Raw genomic sequence first — 16,180 nt, 5'->3', positions numbered from 1 at the left:
AAAGGAGAGAGAATCTATGAATCAAGAAGAACTAGATAAAAAACTAAAAAAACAAGAGATTTTAGTAAAAGATGAGAAAGTTTGGTCTTATACGTATGAGGATCATATTAGTTCTATCGTTAAACAAGCAGAACAGAAAGGAGCTTTTGATCATTTACCTGGTAAAGGGAAACCTCTTAATCTTGATAAAGATCTTTCGTACAATCCTGAAAAGCAACTTTATAGAACTTTAGCAAATAATCATGTTTTACCTAGGTGGATTGAGCTTTCAAAAGAAATTGATGATTTAAAAGAAAAGCTAAAAGAAAATACAAATACTGCAGAAGCAGCGGATTTAATTCGAACTATTAATAAAAAGGTATTAGAACATAATCTACTTTGTCCACCAAGCGCGCAAAAAATGAGGGTGAAAATGGATTTTTAACGATTTTCAATTAAGCTATCGCTTACTATATAATTAAGTTAGGCATTTTCAATTCATTACTAAAAGGAGGCAAATATAGTGAAGAATACGTATCAACTTCAAATTCCGAAAGAACTAGAACAGTATCGTAGTATTTTAGAAGAAAGTGTGAAACCGTATGTTAAAGTGTCTGGAACATTAGCAGAGACAACGCTTTTTGAAAGTAAGTTTGGTGGATATCCGTATTTACCTATAGATCAAGAGCATCCTAAAGACTCAAACGGACAACCTATGATGCTACTTGCGCAGTTAAACCTTGAAGAAATACCAAACATTGAACATATGCCTCAACATGGAATGTTACAGTTTTTCATAAGTGCTGAAGAAGATCTTTTTGGAGCAGATTTTGATCATCCCACAACCCAAAAAGACTTTCGAATTGTTTATCATTCTACAATCACAGCGGATTTAACTAAGGTGATTACTGATTTTAGTTATTTAAACACTTTAGATTTAGAGAATTTTATCATACCCAAAGCAGCAAAACTAAAGTTTGAGTTGGCATATCAACCAGTAACACCAAGAGATTATCGATTTGAAATGATTTTTAATGATAACATTGATTGGGAAGAAATTGTTGATGAAGAAAATAATACAGAATTAGGCGAACTGTATGATGATTTATGTAAGGATCAAGGACATAAAATTGGTGGTTATCCATTTTTCACACAGACAGATCCAAGGGAATGGGAAGAAAAATACCAGCAACATGACATATTATTGATGCAAATCGATACAGACGATTCATTAAATATTATGTGGGGTGATTCTGGGGTTGCTAATTTCTTTATACGTAAGGAAGATTTGTTAAATCTAGATTTTTCCAATGTCATTTACAATTGGGATTGTTACTAGAAGATATAAATAAAATAATAGCAAACAAAAAATCTTCCTGAAGGTGAGGAGGATTTTTTTATGTTAAAAATACGAGTTATGTTAACTAGAATAAAAAACAATGAGTGTAATGAAAGTCAAGTCTAAATGACAGAAATAACAACAAATAATGTAAAGTTGTAAAACATGTGCAAATAGCAATTAATTCATTAAGTAAAACATAAAATAAAATTACTAATTTATATTTTGTATAGAAATAATTTTTCTGTATAAAAATTTCTTGCCAATCAAAAATGTTTTTAATTCGTTAAATCTTAAGCGATTATCGATTAAGATTTGCTGTGATGAATTTATAACAAATAAAAACGATAAAAACTGAAGAAATTTGTTTAGATAAGATTTAATGTAAATCTCACCAAAAATCTCCGTTTCGTCTCATTAAGTATAGTTTACTTGGGTTTTGATACCTGGTATTGCTTTGTTTCTATAACTGCCTATAATATATATTATGTCTACTAGAAAAAAATAATAAACTTATTATATATTAGTTTCATTTGGTATACTTCCCTTTTCTTTATTTATTAGTGAATAGTTCGTTGATGCAGGATTAGTGTAAATAATCATTAATAAAACATAATAAAAAGCAACTTGTTTAATTATTAAATTTAAACAAGTTGCTTTGAATTTGACTAAACTATATTTATAATTTGTTTGCTTTAGCAATTACTTTGATTTCAATTAATAATTCATCGTGAATTTTAATTTTATAATTGAACTTGTTTGTGAATTATTCGATTATCATTACAATTATTCTTTTTCTTGAAAAATATTGTATTTACGCTTTAAATGTAAACCTTTATCTTTATAAATCCACCGTGAAAATTTATTAACATTATTTTTACCACTTAGGTAAATACGATATTGTTTTTCTTTGTCAACAAAACTTAATTGGAATTTATTATTCTCAAGGATATCTTTAAAAGAATTCATAAAATTATATGATCCGCCAACAAAACTAACAAAGTATTTGTGAGAGTTAACATGACCATCCCCATCAAAATATCCACGAACAAAATGATGTAAATATTCTTCTGGTACTAAAGGAAATTCAATGTTAAAAGATTTACATGGCATGATTCCGTGAATATTCATTAGATCGTCTTTTATTACTTTGCTATTAATGTTTAGCATATATACGCCTGTTTTTTTGTTTTGATAAAGTGGCTGGTTTGTTTTTAGTTCTTTTTTTATATCTTCTAAAATATAACTTTCTTTTTGAGATATACTGACACATTGATTTTCTTTCTGTATAACACCATCTGCTGCTATAAACCCTAAAATATAAGCCATATTTTTTGACCACGTTTTAAAATAATCTTCTGTTATGTCATACTTTCTCTTCCAACTCCCTATAGCGCGTCTTGGTACGTTATTGTCTGATAAAACCATACGAATATACCTTGCAGACACATTAGCAAGCATGGCGATTTCTGAGGTGCTCTTCCCTTCAGTATACAAATGCATGATTTCAGATTTTGATAGTTTACATTTTGATTTCTTTTTTCGCTCTATGTGCACTTACATCCTCTCCTTCCTTTCTTTTATTAGAGACATATTTTCTTCTATAACATACAACGAAACGTATGTTCTTTGTTGCGTATAAGAAGGAATTTACTAAATAAAAACAATTTACATGTACTTAATATTTGTTTTAGCTGCCACTGTGCAATTTGTACTTTATAGATACAAATAATGAATTTGACGAATTTATGAAATACAAGGCAATTTAGATGAAAGGTAAAATAATATAGTTTAAACTACAAATAGCTACAATAACAACATACATAAATTGTTAATCGTAAAAAGGAGAACGAATGAATAAGAAATATACAAATCAAATTCATACTGATATGAGTTTTAAACCGAAAGATATTATAAGTTTAATGACGGATTACTTTAAAATAAAATCAAAGCTGCGTCCTATAAAGGATTTGCCTATCGTTTTATCAAATAAAGATAATGAATCGTTAGAGAGTGTTACATGGTTTGGCCATTCTGCTTCTCTTTTGAAAATAGAAGGTAAAAAACTATTATTAGACCCTATGTTTGGAGATGCCTCTTCCCCATTTCCTTTGTTTAATAGTAAACGCTATAGTGGTACTTTTTCTTTAGAACGTGATGACCTTCAAGAAATTGATGCGATTATCATTTCTCATAATCACTATGATCATTTGAATTACAAAAGTATTATGCAGTTAAAAGATCGCGCAAAGCACTTTTATGTTCCAACTGGAGTTGCACAATATCTTATTAAATGGGGTGTTTCGCCTAGTAAAATTAGTGAACATAATTGGTGGGACGAAATTACGTTTGATAATATTAAGTTAGTATGTGCGCCTGCAAGGCATTTCTCGGGACGTGGTATGACAGATAGAGATCGTTCATTATGGTGTTCATGGCTTATTCTTGGTCAAGAGACTAAAATTTTCTTTAGTGGTGATAGCGGTTATGCCCCTCACTTTAAGGAAATTGGTGATAAATACGGTCCATTCGATCTTACATTAATGGAATGCGGGCAATATGATCCGAGGTGGTCTGCTATTCATATGTTGCCTGAAGAAACGGTACAAGCTCATATTGATGTTAAAGGAGAATTACTTCTTCCGATTCATTGGGGTGCCTTTACGTTAGCATTACACGAATGGAGTGACCCGATAGAACGTGTTACGAAAGAAGCTAACCGTTTAGGAGTTAAAATTACAACGCCTCAAATTGGTGAATCTATTACGTTAAAATCTATAAATTATCCTTCATCCGCTTGGTGGAAGGAAATTTAATTTTAAAATATAAAAAGAGCGAATCCTCTTATAAAGAATTCGCTCTTTTTTCTGTATTTAAACTTATTTCACAATATTGGATTTCCCACTATCTAAAACTCTATTTGCTGGTACACTGGACATTTCAATCACTGTATTCATACTTTTATCAGTTAGTTCAATGAGTTCGTTTTCATGTTTTATTTTATTTAAATCCCACACCATCCCATGAAATTCATTATACTGACCACTTACTTTTATAATGCTTTTTGTTTTATTTGAAGGCTGTATTTGAAGATTTGTAAATTGATTCCCACTAATTTCATTTGGCGTAGTTACTTGACTATCCATATAAATCATATTCACACAGTCTTCTAAAGAAAAGTTCATAAAACGATTGGCATTTATCCAAGCTTGTCCGGTGCTCGGTTTTTTTGCTACTAATTTTAGTCCGGTTTCCATTCCTACAATTTTAATGTTTTCGAAGTTAACAAACGAAATTTCATTTTCTTTTCCAGCAGAGTATAAAGAAATTCCGGTACCTTTATTCGTTTCCGTCCAATTGATAATATTTATATCTTTTATTTGTGTTTTGTTCCAAGTGTTATAATATTTATTTTTACCGTCTAAATAAATAACTTCAGAGCTAAATTTAGGATCGTCAATAGCTATATACGCTCCTTCAATGGATGCGTTGTTCTCCAGTTCTAGAACTCTAAAGTTTCCCTCAACTACAAATTGGGATCCATAACCAAATAATAATTTCACACCTTTTTTAACAATGATTGGTGACGTAATTTTATACTTCTTATCATCAAGTAATACCGTTTTAATTTTACTAGATTCTGCTTTATTAATAGCAGATTGTATTTTTATTGAGTCATTTTCCCCTTTAAAGTTTTCTACATACAAGTTAGTACTTTTAGCTGCATAGTCTTTTTTATTGTATTGATAAAAAGCAAAAGTAATTAAAACTATACCAATGAGTAAAACAATTATTTTCTTCATCATACTCACCCCATATCGATTAATCTATGGCTTTTATATTGAGGTTATTATTATTTTGCTTTGTATTTCAGATTACCATTGCTGCTTTGTCTATGATTGAATTATATTATGTAGGATTTAGTAAACTGTTTGCTTTACTAATACATCATTCTTATAATGTATTGATTTATGATTTCATAAAACAAAAGTCTGCTTGTACATAATGTAATTCCTTCCTCTATCCCTAATAAGCTCTTACTGGTGATATAAGATGTACTGCTGCAGATTGTTCTCCTGCTTCAATCAATATCGGTCTCATAGAACCGCCAAAGCTTAAAGTAATCGTTTCTTCTTTTATTGCTCGTAAAGCATCAACCATAAAACGCCCATCGAAAGATATATTTAATTGTTTTTCACCTTGAATCGCATCTATTTGTTGCGTTTCGGATATTTTCCCAATTTGAGAAGCGTTTGAAGAAATTTTAATTGTGGATTCGTTTATGATTTCTAAGTTAACATTGTTATTGGCCCATTCACTTGCTAATAAACTTGATCGGTCTACACCTTGTAATATCTTTTTTCTATCTACGTTAATAATCGTTTTAAAATCATTTGGAATAAGGTTAGAAATATTAGGATATTTCCCTTCAATTAGTCTTGAATATAATGTAGTTGTTCCGAGCGTAAATATAATATGACTCTCTGAAAGGTAGATATATACGAATTTCGAATTGCTGTTCATTAATTTTAGAAGTTCATTAATGGTTGCGCTTGGTACAATACAATTTGCTTTTACATCTGAGGAAAGTCGCGTTTCACGTATCGCTAGTCTATGTGAGTCAGTTGCAGCACAAATAAACTTATTATTAGATAACTCTATATGCACCCCAGTAAGAACAGGTCTAGATTCATTTTTTGCTACCGCAAAGACTGTTTGTTTAAATACTTCAATCAATTGCTCTGTTTCTACTTTGATTTCTGCATGATTGTCTATAAGCGGTACATTCGGAAACTCATCTGCAGGAAATCCATTTAAACTTAATGTGATTTCTTCTGATTGTATCTTAATAATTTGCTCATTCTTACTTTTTATTGCTATATCACTTGGCATTTTCTTTATTATTTCAATAAAATACTTTGCAGGTACAACAATAGTTCCTGCCTTTAAAATAGTTGCAATCTTTTCGTCTTCAATTAAAACAGGAATGAATTTTTCAATAAAAATATTCGAGTTACTTGCAATTAAAGTAATTCCAGATTGATCTGCAGTTATTTTTATACCAGATAATATAGGAATTAAAGATTTTGTTGATATTGCTTTGTTGACTTCTGAAAGTGCTTGAGTGAATTGTTTGTGATTAACGATAAACTCCATTTTTTCCCCGCCTTACATGAGATAATATTTTTATGAAGATTGATGAACGATTGTTCCGTTAAAAAAATAAGGTACTGTTTCTTTCTTTTGTAATAAATCTAGTAAATGTTCTGGTATGCGTAAATATGGAGCTGCTATATGTAATTCCATCCAAGTAATCTCTTCTATTTCTTTCGGCCTTGATATATATGTCTCTCCGCCAATTATTTCACCTAGAAAATTAAAGAAAATTGCATGATGATCTCTTTCCTCGAAAAAGGCTTCGCTGATAGAACAAATCCCTTTTACGTTTATATGTAACCCTGTTTCTTCTTTTACTTCTCGAATTACTGCTTCTTCCAATGTTTCTCCTAATTTAACTGCGCCACCTGGTAATGTATAATAAGAACCATTTTCCCCTTTGTTTTTTACCATTAAAATCTTTTCATTAGTTTTATCGTACAAAATCGCGTATGTAACATTAACTTTTTTCATATGTACCTCCTCTATTTTTAATAAAAGGAATTTTCTGTCTTCTATTCATTCTACCATTAACTCCTTTTAATATATATAAGTTAGTTAAGTCTTGCCTTTACCACTATTGGTGGAGTTAATAAGAATAGGCTACTGATATAAAAAAAGAACGTACCTTAGGAAGATTATCCAAAGTACGTTCTTGCAGTTTTAGAATAAAGTATCTAAATTAATTAACCTACACCCTTTTTCAATTGCAAATTCTTCAATAAGTTTTATTAACTTGGTTCCATAACCTTCGTGTCTATATTCTTCAGAAACCCACAGGAAATCAACATGTACGTGGTGCCAAAATGTAATTGCAGTTATTCCACCTACAATTTTTCCCTTTTCATTTCTCACTATAAAACTAATTTTTTCTGAAGGCTTTTTCTCTTATGTAATCACTATCTTCTTGGACCCATTGTTTTACTATTTTCATTTTAATTATCACGCTCCTTTTAAAGTATCTATTCAATTTAATAATCGTAATATCCTGTCTAACTTAATAGTCGTAGTGCACTGTTTCATTTCACTAAAATTTTAAAAAACCGCACTACATTTTATCTGTAGTATGGCTTTTTACCGCGTTTGATTCTTTTTAATTCAAGTTTCAACATATTAGTACAATAATTCAATTGTATCACTGCGAAAAAGAATGAACATTCCTAAACCAATTAGAACAATTGGAACAATAATATGACAATTGTTCTCAAGTACTTTAACTAGAATAGGAGTTCTTATCAATTTGTAGCTAATAAAACACCATATCGCTATCATGGAAAAAAAGATTATTAATGTAACGATATTTGCTTCCAAGGATTGACTAGCGAACATTGGTATATAAATTGAGATATTGTCAGCTCCATTAGCCAATGTAATCGTAGCTACTTTAAATAATGACTCAGAAGTGTTATCAATGACTTCATTACTTTTGTTAGTACGAATCGAGGCTTCTCAAATCATTTCATTTTAAATTAAATAACTCTATTCTCTCTATACTAAAAAGAGCCCTATATTAGGACTCTTTTTAGTATTACGCCACTTTCCGATGTAAATGTTTTAGTTCCTTTTTCTTCTCTGCATTTGGTGGACGGATTAATATTGAAATAATGAAGGAAATAACACTTAAAACACCGATTATAATGAAAGTTGGTTGAAATCCCCCGAGTATCGCTCCAATAAATGATCCTGCAAGCGCACCAAATCCAAAACCTTGGTAGACAATCCCGTAATTTGTACTATGGTTTTTTAATCCAAAGAAATCTCCGACAATAGCTGGGAATATAGTTATATTACCGCCGAAGCAAAAGGCGACACTTGCTACACAAGCAAAATAGATTCCGTAATTTAGCGGAATAAAACTTAAAGTAAAGACTGACAAACCTATAATAATAAACGTTGCAGAGACAATTTTCATTCGGCCGATTTTATCTGATAACGTCCCAAGAATGATTCTACCTACTGTATTAAAGATCGCAATCATAGCAACGGCGTTTGCAGCGGTTGCTGCGCTAAGTCCAACGAGTTGTACACCGATATCTTTTACCATACTGATTAAATACAAACCACCCATACACGAGGTGAATAACATAAAAAATAGCAGATATACTTGTTTCGTTCGCATCATTTCACGCGGAGTATAGTCATTGTGTAATGTTTCAGTTACAGCATTACTTACAATTGCCTCACGTAAGAAGAACGATCCGATTAACACTAAAAGTAACACGATAATACCCCAATATAAGAATGCTTGTGATACACCAAGGTTATCGATAAGATTTCCGTTTATATATCTAAAGATTAAGCTGCCCATTCCATACGCTGATACAGATATACCTGAAATAAGCCCTTTCCGATTTGGAAACCATTTAATTAAATTAGATAGTGATGTAATATAAGCTGTTCCATCCGCATAACCAACAACGACACCAGCTAATAAATATAATAGTGGTAAGGAAGAAACTTGAGAACTAAGTATTAAGCCGAGTCCTAAAACAATTCCTGCAGTAGCAATAAGTTTCCGAAGTCCTAATTTTTTCTGTAACTTTGCTGCAAATAAAGTTGAGAATGATAAAGAAAAACTTGTTATAGAGAAAGTTATCGCTACTGCATTAAGATTCCATCCAAACTTACTTACAAGGGGTTGATTAAATAAACTCCATGTATAAATTGTTCCAAGTCCAATTTGAACAATGATTGTACCTAGAACAATTAGTAACGGATTTATAGAAGTTTGTTTCATACTAACTGTCCCCTTCTTTTATCTTGACATGAATTTTCACAGTTAGTATATCCATCATAAATTGCAAGATACTGTACGGAAAATGGTAATTAAGTTCATATACACAAAAAGACACTTCATAAAGAAGTGCCTTTTGCAGGTTATATCAGATGTTTCTAAAGAAAGCTTTGTTAAGATAAGCCATTTTCAAATGCTTATGTATATATGTTATCAAATAATTTCTTATATGTGATGAGACTTAAGACGTATTTTTCATTCATCATATAGTCGGATGAAAAATTAATATTCGATTTCATCAAAATCCTTCGGCTGCGGTACAGTTTGCATATTAGCTGCATCTTTAGGATCGCTATAAATCGCATTTTGCTCTGTATTTACATCTTTTATATTTTGTTTTTTATTTTTGTTCACTTTATCTTTCACTTTCAATCACTCCTTTTCGTTATAGGAGTAATTATGCCCTATTACCGTTACTAAATGTATCAGCGACTAAATTACTAAATTCACGTAAATAATATAAGTAATTATCACCGCCGTAGTTATATCTTTTGTTATACATTTTTGCAACAACTACATTATATTCAGGTATTACTAAAATGGTCGGTCCAGTAATCCCTAATATTTGATACGACCCTTTTGGAACACGTTCACCAAGTTCGCTTAATTGCGCAGGCTCATTTTGGATGAACCAAAACAATCCATTTTGTGGTAGCTCTTTGTTTATATATGTTGGACTTTGCAAACTCGTAGCGATTTTTATAACTTCTTTTGGAACAATTTGTTTATCATCTATCCTACCTTGATTTAAATGAAGATTGCCCCACTGCGCAAATTCTCTAGCTGAGACAAACAAATTTTTTTCAGTACCGTCATCTACCGTACCAATTTCACTAATTGCGTCTTCATTTGGATTATTAACAACGTCAACTAAATTTTCATCTCGCTGAACTCTCCAACCTGTTTCTTGAAAATTAGCAGGCTTAAACACACGCTCCTTTAACAATTCAGGAAAACTTTTGTTATATAGCTGATAAATAAGACGTGTCATCATTCTTACATTAATATCTCTATACGCCCATGATTGTCCCGGTGCAAATTCACGAAAAATTGTCCTGTCACTCGTTTCTTCTAATCCGTGCGAATGTGTTACTAAATGTCTTATCGTCGTTTTACTAAGCAATGCAGGATCAAAGTCTTTAAAATATTTTATCGCTTCATCATCAATAGAGTTTATTTTCCTCTCATAAAGCGCATACGCTATCATTAATCCTAAATAACTTTTTCTAGCAGAAGCAACGTTAAATTGTGAAGATGCTGTTACTCTCTTGGTTGTAGATGTATTTGAGTGATAACCACTATAATGCTCTAGTACGATTTTATTATCTTTTATAATACAAAGTGCTGTAGCAGAACTATGATTTTTTTCTTTTATATCCTCTACCCAAGAAATCAACTTATCATATGTATACAAATAAATCCCCCTTAATACACATCAAAATTACAGCATGAAAGAAAAGTGCAAAATAGTTTTTACACCTTTCTTTCATATAAAATAACTTGAATTTTCTATACTTAAATAATCCACCAGTTCCAGCAATTAAAGCAACTGAAACATCCTGCACATCCTATGCATCCGCCGCAACGACCTGCACAACCACCACATCTACCGCCACATCCACCGCAACGTCCACCACAACCGCCACAACCGCCGCAACGACGTGCATCGTCTTGAATGTAATAGTATGGATATTGACTTTGTTGTTGATCCCAATACACAACATTGCCAGTTTGATAATCATTAAGGTTTAATGATTGTAGTTCTTGTTGAAACTGATTCATTATGAAACCCTCCATTTATAAATGTAAATTCCGTCCAAATATTAAAGTTAATAAATTCTTTTAAACAAAGTAGAAACAAGACTATAGACTAAATGCGTACATCAACAAAATATGAACTTACACTAGGTGATGTACCTTGTTTTTCAGCCTATTTTCTTTATATTCATTCGATGGACGTATTTACTATAAATAAAGTGATTTAAAAATTACTAATCCAACAATTTAGGAGTTCATCATTTAACTTACTTTCTAGTAATTCCTTTACTAAAGGCATTGGCATGATTTCATAATGATTTAAGGCTTTTTTATTATAAGCTATCCAGTGAAATGCTAAATGAGACTCGCTAGATTTCGGTGTTAAGTCCGTATGTAAATCTTGTGACTCTACTTCAAAAATGTGGTTAATTTCATGATGAAGAATTTCTTTATCTTGCCATTGATTTTCTATGACGCCTAAAAATTGTTGTATACTACAGTTTACTCCAAGTTCTTCTCTTAACTCTCTTTTTAATGCATTCTCTGCTGATTCTCCAATTTCAACATGGCCACCAGGTAAAAAATAATGATGGCCGATATATTCAGCAACTAATAATTTTTCATCTTTTATCATGACTGCTCGTACAATATGATGAAATTTACTTTTCAATTGATATTCCTCCTAGTTATTTAATGTATAGTTTCTCAAAATAGTCATTTAGTATTGGTATAATATAAATCATAGGTGTTTCATACGGATGAATATCATTAATAACTTCAAGAGCATCTTTTACAAGTTATCGTTTACACTTTATTTCAACTTTACATTCTTGTCCTTCGCATATTTGACCAATTTCTCCATTAAAAGGAGATGCCTCTTCTAAAGGTCTCCAATATCCTTTCACTGAACTATAGGAAAGACAATGGTCATATTCGCCCGTTTTACATGCTCCAATTTTATTTAATTCACCCCTTAATGTTTCAATATATTCTTCAGGAATGAACACTTCAATTTTCACTTCAGTAAATTGCATATTTCATTTCACACCTTTACTTCTTAATAGTTAAACAAATAAACGGTATACTTGCTCACCATCATACTCCTGTCCTAATGATATGAAACCATATCGTTCATATAATTTCTTTGCAGAGATATTATCTTTATGTACGGTTAATCTTATTTCTTTACACGATTTAAAAGTATTTTTTATTATATCAATACTTTCTTGTAATGCTGCTTTTCCATAACCATTACCTTGTTGCGATTGATCAATAATAAATCCGTTAATCCAATACATATCCGATGTCTCTATTACAACAGCATGCATAACAAAACCAACCATAAGGTCACCATCGTATATAGCAAATGGTATGTACTCTACATTGTCACCATCTGGTTTTATATATACTTTAGCAAGCGAAACTGCTACAGCGGGGACAAATTTTCTTTGATCTTCTTTAACTTGTAACTTTAATGCATCTTCCCAATTGTCTCTCGTAACAACCTTTAACTGGACATTCAATATTGTAAGCTCCCTTATATAGAGGATGTATGTTTATATTCAACGTAGTGAAATAATTCCCTTTTTCGACAACAACTTATAACATAATTTTCATAAAATCTTGAATGAATTTTTGTTCATCTATTTCTAGTGCTATATGGGCTCCATCAGATATAGAGCTAGGGCGAAAATCAGCAAATGTTTGTCCTTTCGTATCTCCGTATGTATCTACATTTACTGTACGATGCACAAATTCAAAAAAACTTGGATTTACTAATCCACTTATTGCAACCACATCATGTAGCAAAGGCCCTTCCATAGATGGATTAAGTTTTTGGTATGCGGATAGATAGTAATCATACATTGGTTTCATTATCATATGAAATGGATTCTTTGTATTAGCTTGAATATAGTTAAATACATTTGGTGTTAACACAGCTTTGTTTGTTACATTTAAAGGGAATATGAATAAATTCTTTGCTTGATGGAAAACAATTTTACTTGCTATCGGATCTCCATACACGTTTGCCTCTGCTAATGGCGTAACGTTTCCTACTTCTAAAAAAACACCACCCATGAAATAGATTCCTTTTACATTTAGCATTAAATCATTCCATAAATTAAAAGCAATTGCTAACGAGGTAGATCTTCCTACATCAACAATCGTTAAATCTTTTCCGTACTTTATAAGAATCGCAGCAATACTGCCGAAATTATATATTGGAATAGATAATATATTTTCTGGAACATGGATGGGCCCTAATCCTTCTGCTCCGTGAATTTCAGGATAGTACGTAGTGATTTCTTCTGTAAGTGGTTTTGTTGCACCACTAATGACAGGAATGTCTTGTCTATTTGCTAACTGTAAAATATACGCTGCATTATGTGCAGCATGTATATGCTCAACATTTCCGTATCCGGTTACAATACCGACAATTTCAATTTCGGGATGCAGTAAACCATACATAATGGCAAATGAGTCATCAATACCTGGGTCTCCGAAAAATAATACTTTTTCCAAGAAATACTCTCCCTTCATAAAAACATAGAGTCATCAATAACTATGTATATGAAAAAAGCAAGTATATCTATGCGAATTTTAGAATGGATAATGTTTTACAAAACATTAAAAAGGAACTAGCGAATGCTAATTCCTTTCTTCAGTAACCATTCTCAAATTTAATTAATTATCGTATCCTTCATAAATTGCATCATTTATTAGATTTTGTGTTTTTTTATCATCAGGTACAGGCTTCCACCAATTTCCTGTAATAAATAACATAGTTAATAAATTATAACTATCACTAAAATAGCTTTCTCTCTTATTCTTCATCCAATCCCAACCACTATTTACCCACTTTTGATTATTGCTACTCGTTATACTTGCAGCAATAAACGGTGAAACAAATACAGCAGTTGGATAACTACCAATATTGGATCCATTTAATTGATAACCATCCACAATTTTAGAAGGATTTCCATTCGTTTTATTTTGAATCCATGAAGAGACTTTATCAGAAATGACTTTACTTCGCTTCTCGCCGTACATCGCATAGTCCATTACAATTCTTAAAGGTACTCGACTAGCATTATAATAATATGCATTTGTATATTCTGACTCATCTAAGAAGTCTTTAGGTGCGGGTTGTGGTGGGTTTTTTACAACGAAATCTGAAATAAGTCCTGTATTTGGAGAGTACTTATTACTAAATTGCGTATAAACATCGTACAAATTATTAATAACAGTAAGCCAAGTTTTATCACCTGTAAATTCATAAAATGCTCTAAGGTGTGACATCATCCAATCAGATGGTCTCGTATCAAGTGAACTTTTAGAATCCCAATCTCCTAAATTTAGTCGGTTATTATTTGTAACATTACTAGCTTTAATACCTTTTGTAATCATGTCTTGTGCTTCTTTCAAATAATTAACTGTTCCATTAGATCCCCACTGCTTATGAGCAAGAAGAAGAGAATACGCAATATCTAAATCTCCATCAGTAGCAGAATCAAAATGACCTTGTGCTTTTTTACTATCTGCGACAACCCATCCCATTAAATTAGGATTTTGAGAGCTTTTAAAAGTTCTTGCTGTTTTAAATAATCCGTCATATATTTTTTGAGCATTCGAATCATAACCAGCCATTAATACTGTAATTATCATCCCATACCCTTGACCTTCTGAAGTTCCAAGTGGCTTAAACCCATCCGCATCACCTGTAATCTCTCCTTTTACGTAATAACCACCAGGTAAAGAAGATAAATCATTTTTCAAATATTTCTTTTTCCAATTATCGTAGTAACTTCTTACAGAAGCATTTAAACTTTCCTGTGTAACATGATTCGGTTTTATAACACCTGCATAATTAACTTGCTGGGGAAATGGTTTCATTTCCTTTGCAGCAGCTACTTGTTGATTAACTGCGGGAATAGAATTTTGTATTGAATTGTCCGTTACACTTGCTGCGAAACTAGAATTAGAAAAACTAGCTAGTCCGATTCCTACAATAGAAATACATGTAAAAATATTTCTTTTTCCATTCATTATGTTGTCAGCTCCTTTTAAAATGCTTACTACATAAAACGTAACATACAATATTTAACTGAAATACAAAATATTATATTTATCAACATAAGAAAGAAACTATATAAAAAAGTATCATAAAATTATTATTGAATTACATTATACGGATTGATTATTTGCTAAATTCCTATGTTTTTCTTTTCTTAATATTGGTATATGAGCAATCACAATTCCAAGTATAGTAATTCCTCCGCCAATTATCGAAACTAAAGTTGGCACTTCTCCTAACCATATCCAAGCAATGAAACACGCAGTTATTGGCGTTAAATATAGAGAACTTGTTGCTTCAGAAGCACCAGCACGAGATATAATATAGGCCAATGCAATATACGGGAGTACTGTTGGAAAGACACCTAAATATATAACGCTCAAGTTAACTTCAAGAGGAGCTGCTAGTATTTCTTGATAAACTCCGGGTAAGAAAATAAGCATACATACAGTACTAGACAAAATTGTATATATGGTAAATGGTAAGAAGCCGTATTTTTCTAAGTAAGATGTTTGGAAAACGAAAAATAGACTTTCTGAAATCGCCGCTAATAATATAAATAATCCCCCGCTATTCAATTGAATAGCATCGCCCTGGCTAAATGAAATTAAGGCAATTCCTGCAAAACTAATTACACCACCAAGCCAACCATTTAATTTCATTTTTTCATTCAAAAAAACAGAAGCAAGAATTGCCGTTACTATTGGAGTGACTGAAATTATTAAACTTGCAGATCCAGCATTTACTGTTTTTTCGCCGTAATTTAATGCGATGTGATAAATAGTAAACCCTAAAGCACCAAATATAAAAATTGCTGGGATATCCTTTAAATCCGGTAGTCGTAGTTTGTATATAAATGAAAATAACAAAAGTATAAATGAGGCGATTAATAAGCGTAGTAAAGTAAGGTGTTCAGGCGTATAAGATTCAAGCCCCATACGAATTGCTGGAAAAGCAGTTCCCCATATAAGAATTGTAAAAGCGTGAGCACATATAATGCGTAAATCCCATTTTTTATTATGCATATTTTCTCTCCTTCCCTAAAAAACCAACCATTTTTAAATTACCCATTATTTCT

At 31.5% G+C, this 16,180-nt stretch carries 16 protein-coding genes and 3 pseudogenes; 3 read left to right on the top strand and 16 right to left on the bottom strand.

The annotated features are described in order from the left end of the window. The first annotated feature begins 16 nt into the window (after positions 1-16). Both MR112_RS13405 and MR112_RS13400 read left to right on the top strand, forming a co-directional pair. Positions 17-424, top strand: coding sequence for a DnaJ family domain-containing protein (locus MR112_RS13405; RefSeq protein WP_002204774.1), 408 nt, complete (start codon positions 17-19; stop codon positions 422-424). Between the two features lie 78 nt (positions 425-502). Further along, entirely contained in the window at positions 503-1,318 is an 816-nt protein-coding gene (locus tag MR112_RS13400; RefSeq protein ID WP_000799806.1) for a YwqG family protein, read from the top strand. A 786-nt stretch (positions 1,319-2,104) separates the two neighbouring features. Here MR112_RS13400 and MR112_RS13395 read toward each other — a convergent pair. Next, entirely contained in the window at positions 2,105-2,875 is a 771-nt protein-coding gene (locus MR112_RS13395) for an LAGLIDADG family homing endonuclease (protein ID WP_242245036.1), read from the bottom strand. Between the two features lie 296 nt (positions 2,876-3,171). On the opposite strand from MR112_RS13395, the gene MR112_RS13390 reads away from it, so the two are divergent. Continuing rightward, positions 3,172-4,134, top strand: a complete 963-nt coding sequence (locus MR112_RS13390) for an MBL fold metallo-hydrolase (protein ID WP_242245035.1) — start codon at positions 3,172-3,174, stop codon at positions 4,132-4,134. A 63-nt stretch (positions 4,135-4,197) separates the two neighbouring features. Here the strand turns inward: MR112_RS13390 and MR112_RS13385 are convergent, their stop codons facing one another. The 15 genes and pseudogenes from MR112_RS13385 to MR112_RS13315 all read right to left on the bottom strand — a co-directional run bounded on the left by MR112_RS13385 (position 4,198) and on the right by MR112_RS13315 (position 16,127). Then, positions 4,198-5,121 carry a hypothetical protein gene (locus MR112_RS13385; protein ID WP_130055546.1) on the bottom strand — a complete coding sequence of 308 codons (924 nt, stop codon included), beginning with the start codon at positions 5,119-5,121 and terminating at the stop codon, positions 4,198-4,200. 223 nt (positions 5,122-5,344) lie between these two features. Next, the gene (dnaN, locus tag MR112_RS13380; RefSeq protein ID WP_000394470.1) at positions 5,345-6,475 is read right to left on the bottom strand and encodes a DNA polymerase III subunit beta; all 1,131 of its coding nucleotides are present in this window, start codon (positions 6,473-6,475) and stop codon (positions 5,345-5,347) included. 30 nt (positions 6,476-6,505) lie between these two features. Continuing rightward, positions 6,506-6,949, bottom strand: a complete 444-nt coding sequence (locus MR112_RS13375; RefSeq protein ID WP_000757601.1) for an NUDIX hydrolase — start codon at positions 6,947-6,949, stop codon at positions 6,506-6,508. A gap of 189 nt (positions 6,950-7,138) precedes the next feature. Beyond that, positions 7,139-7,409: pseudogene (locus MR112_RS13370) on the bottom strand (GNAT family N-acetyltransferase). A 179-nt stretch (positions 7,410-7,588) separates the two neighbouring features. After that, positions 7,589-7,918 (bottom strand): annotated as a pseudogene (locus MR112_RS13365) (cadmium resistance transporter); the annotation flags it as partial. Between the two features lie 85 nt (positions 7,919-8,003). Beyond that, positions 8,004-9,212 carry an L-lactate MFS transporter gene (locus MR112_RS13360; RefSeq protein ID WP_025687535.1) on the bottom strand — a complete coding sequence of 403 codons (1,209 nt, stop codon included), beginning with the start codon at positions 9,210-9,212 and terminating at the stop codon, positions 8,004-8,006. Between the two features lie 279 nt (positions 9,213-9,491). Continuing rightward, complete coding sequence (locus MR112_RS13355) at positions 9,492-9,635, bottom strand: hypothetical protein (RefSeq protein ID WP_000653680.1); 144 nt, start codon at positions 9,633-9,635, stop codon at positions 9,492-9,494. Between the two features lie 31 nt (positions 9,636-9,666). Then, positions 9,667-10,683 (bottom strand): serine hydrolase domain-containing protein, encoded by a 1,017-nt coding sequence (locus MR112_RS13350; protein ID WP_000288897.1) that lies wholly within the window; start codon positions 10,681-10,683, stop codon positions 9,667-9,669. Between the two features lie 101 nt (positions 10,684-10,784). Beyond that, on the bottom strand, positions 10,785-11,051 hold the full coding sequence (locus MR112_RS13345) for a heterocycloanthracin/sonorensin family bacteriocin (RefSeq protein WP_001071389.1): 267 nt from the start codon (positions 11,049-11,051) through the stop codon (positions 10,785-10,787). A gap of 199 nt (positions 11,052-11,250) precedes the next feature. Next, positions 11,251-11,697: an NUDIX domain-containing protein gene (locus MR112_RS13340; protein WP_242245034.1), complete on the bottom strand. Its 447-nt coding sequence runs from the start codon at positions 11,695-11,697 to the stop codon at positions 11,251-11,253. A 16-nt stretch (positions 11,698-11,713) separates the two neighbouring features. Next, positions 11,714-12,061: pseudogene (gene cutA / locus MR112_RS13335) on the bottom strand (divalent cation tolerance protein CutA). Between the two features lie 30 nt (positions 12,062-12,091). After that, positions 12,092-12,550, bottom strand: a complete 459-nt coding sequence (locus tag MR112_RS13330; protein WP_001102670.1) for a GNAT family N-acetyltransferase — start codon at positions 12,548-12,550, stop codon at positions 12,092-12,094. A gap of 76 nt (positions 12,551-12,626) precedes the next feature. Beyond that, the gene (locus MR112_RS13325) at positions 12,627-13,550 is read right to left on the bottom strand and encodes a nucleoside hydrolase (protein WP_078187144.1); all 924 of its coding nucleotides are present in this window, start codon (positions 13,548-13,550) and stop codon (positions 12,627-12,629) included. A gap of 162 nt (positions 13,551-13,712) precedes the next feature. Then, a complete protein-coding gene (locus tag MR112_RS13320; RefSeq protein WP_242245033.1) occupies positions 13,713-15,074 on the bottom strand; it encodes a family 8 glycosyl hydrolase in 1,362 nt (453 codons plus the stop codon). A 138-nt stretch (positions 15,075-15,212) separates the two neighbouring features. Continuing rightward, positions 15,213-16,127, bottom strand: coding sequence for a DMT family transporter (locus MR112_RS13315; protein ID WP_000551622.1), 915 nt, complete (start codon positions 16,125-16,127; stop codon positions 15,213-15,215). Positions 16,128-16,180: the final 53 nt, after the last annotated feature.

It is taken from the genome of Bacillus cereus group sp. BfR-BA-01330, from assembly GCF_022663885.1.
GTDB classification, from domain to species: domain Bacteria; phylum Bacillota; class Bacilli; order Bacillales; family Bacillaceae_G; genus Bacillus_A; species Bacillus_A cereus.
This window is presented reverse-complemented; position numbering and strand designations above follow the sequence as displayed.